This is a genomic window from Maritalea sp., assembly GCF_051251695.1.
GTDB lineage: Bacteria > Pseudomonadota > Alphaproteobacteria > Rhizobiales > Devosiaceae > Maritalea.
Genome location: NZ_JBPOEU010000107.1, coordinates 1 through 2,138, shown reverse-complemented (window position 1 = coordinate 2,138; position 2,138 = coordinate 1). Strand labels below are relative to the sequence as shown.

General features: G+C 49.3%; 2 protein-coding genes and 1 pseudogene. 2 read left to right on the top strand and 1 reads right to left on the bottom strand.

Annotated elements, in window-relative coordinates; all coding sequences use genetic code 11:
- Positions 1-185 precede the first annotated feature (185 nt).
- Both ACSHWX_RS18505 and ACSHWX_RS18500 read left to right on the top strand, forming a co-directional pair.
- Positions 186-749, top strand: coding sequence for a hypothetical protein (locus tag ACSHWX_RS18505; RefSeq protein WP_025046162.1), 564 nt, complete (start codon positions 186-188; stop codon positions 747-749).
- Between the two features lie 158 nt (positions 750-907).
- The gene (locus tag ACSHWX_RS18500; RefSeq protein ID WP_435669680.1) at positions 908-1,393 is read left to right on the top strand and encodes a hypothetical protein; all 486 of its coding nucleotides are present in this window, start codon (positions 908-910) and stop codon (positions 1,391-1,393) included.
- Between the two features lie 382 nt (positions 1,394-1,775).
- Here ACSHWX_RS18500 and ACSHWX_RS18495 read toward each other — a convergent pair.
- A pseudogene (locus ACSHWX_RS18495) lies at positions 1,776-2,138 on the bottom strand (hypothetical protein); the annotation flags it as partial.

The window sequence follows — 2,138 nt, the reverse complement described above, 5'->3', positions numbered from 1 at the left end:
GCCTTGCAAGGCTCGGAGACACGCAGGATTGACGATGGCTTAAGCCCCTTATAGTTGCCAAACGCTCTGAGAATTGCCGTTGTAGCAGCGCATTCATCACTGTTTGCCCTCATTGCCGTTTGCCAAGTGACAATCACCGTTGCTACAATGCTTGCAATACATCTCTATATCCAAGGGGAAGGAAGTTGGCACAAAAGAATGTTCCGGCAGACCCACTAGATTTTGGCCTGACCTCTTTCGCGGATGTCTTACCAAAGCGCGATACAATTCCTGGCGAAGAGGCCGGTAGCTTCGCAGTTTTTCAGGCGCAGTTGATGCGTACGCTCACACCATTTACGCCTTACGAGTTTGTCGTTGCAGAAAACCTCATATCCATAGAATGGGAAATCTTGCAGCACCGAAAAATGCGGGAACGCTGCTTAAGGAATCTCTTAGGAAAGGAAATTGAGAAAGAGCTCGCCAAATTCAGAGGCTACGATAGAGGTCGTGAAGGTCCTGAACTAAGCGAGCTCACAAAACGCGCACTGGAACCCGACCCTGACATCGCAAGTAAAGCGCATCAAGAGCTGGAAGAGATAGGTATAGATCTTCTTGATCTCATGGGAAAATCGGTCAGCTCGATGAACTACGATCTCCACTTCCATGAAATCAAATTACCCCAACTCGAGACCCGTCGCCGTCAGGTTAAATCTGATTTTGATGCTCTTCAAAAAGCCCGTCCGATTCCGGCCGAATTGGTTGTAGAATGACAACCGCAAGGCAGATGGCTGCAAACCGAGCGAATGCACTGGCAAGCTCCGGGCCTAAAACAATTGAGGGCAAAGTCACTATTGGTCATAATGCCAGAAAACACGGGGCGACTTCTCAGCTGGATCCAGAACGAGTCGGTCTTTGGGCCAGGATAATCATGGATCAGGCCGAAATATCCTTGCAGGTAGCTATGGATGAAGGTGACGGGATCGGATTGGCTTGGGCGCTCGCACGAGCCGAAGTCAGGTTCAATACTATCGCTGAAATACTAAAAGCCGAAAAAATCTATCTGGTGGCCCTCACCAATAATGAGAAAGTGAAGGCTTTTTCTGCGAGCATGGCTGAGAGACGCGACCGGTATCTGCTTGGTCAAGCCACCGCGGAAGAAATTAAGACGTTTCAGAACAGACCTACCTTGACTGAGTTTTGGGAAAAAATTGAGGAAAATCGTGAAATTGAACGGCGCCATAGACTAATGCGGCGTTATTACCGAGAAGCGAGGAGTGCGCGGCGAAAAGCATTTCAAGATTGGATAGATTGGCTTCGAATAGCTCCGCCAACATCGCGAGGTGAGGGCTTCAACAGGAGAGACACTAAGAAACGTCGATTTACCGAAACAAACCCAATTTCAATCTATAATTGAATTTTCAACCAGATATGTATTAACTTGTTGATTTATAACAAGTAATTCGTAGGCTCGCAAAGTGTTTGGTTCGTGAATGTCATAGCCACCGACTCAAACGCCCGATAACGCGCACCATCATCGTAGGCTTCCAGGCCGCACCTCATGGTCCGATTTAACATGATCCGTGCGAAAACGAGCTCTTATTTCGGCCTCGTCAGTCTCGGCGTGTGCGTAGATGCGCAAAGGTAAGTTGGGGTCGGACCAGCGTCCCGCTTTAGCTGCTGTAACGGGATCGACGCCCTGTGGTACCACCGATTCAGTGAAGAAGCCGTGTCGACCTGCGCTGTGCGCTGATAGGTAAGAAATGCCAGCTTTTTTGCAAATTGTCTGCCATCGTTTCCTATACCCAGTTGAACTTCCATAGCCAAAAACGCGAGGGTGCATGAGCTTTCCAGTTTTTCGGCCGCTTAGGCTTCAATGAAAATAGCTCATCCATCATCTGTGGTGAGACAGTGATCCATTCACCCGGATGCGCCTTCTGAGCCTTAATCCAAACTGGGTTAGTTGCTGGACGTAGGTCAGTTGGGGTGAGTGACGTTGCCTGGTCAACGCGAGCGGCGGTTTCGAACATGAAGCGCACAAGGGAGGCATTGTAGGGATCTGCTGCTTGGCAAAATGACCTTATCCAATCCTTGTCTGAAGGCATTCGCTCGATACGGCTCTGTTTGCCTCGGAACTTGTCTTGAGCGGCACGCCTCAATGT

What these genes read in the sequence shown, in the direction of transcription:
- ACSHWX_RS18500 (WP_435669680.1), top strand. Translation starts at nt 908, where the DNA reads ATGGATCAGGCCGAAATATCCTTGCAGGTAGCTATGGATGAAGGTGAC.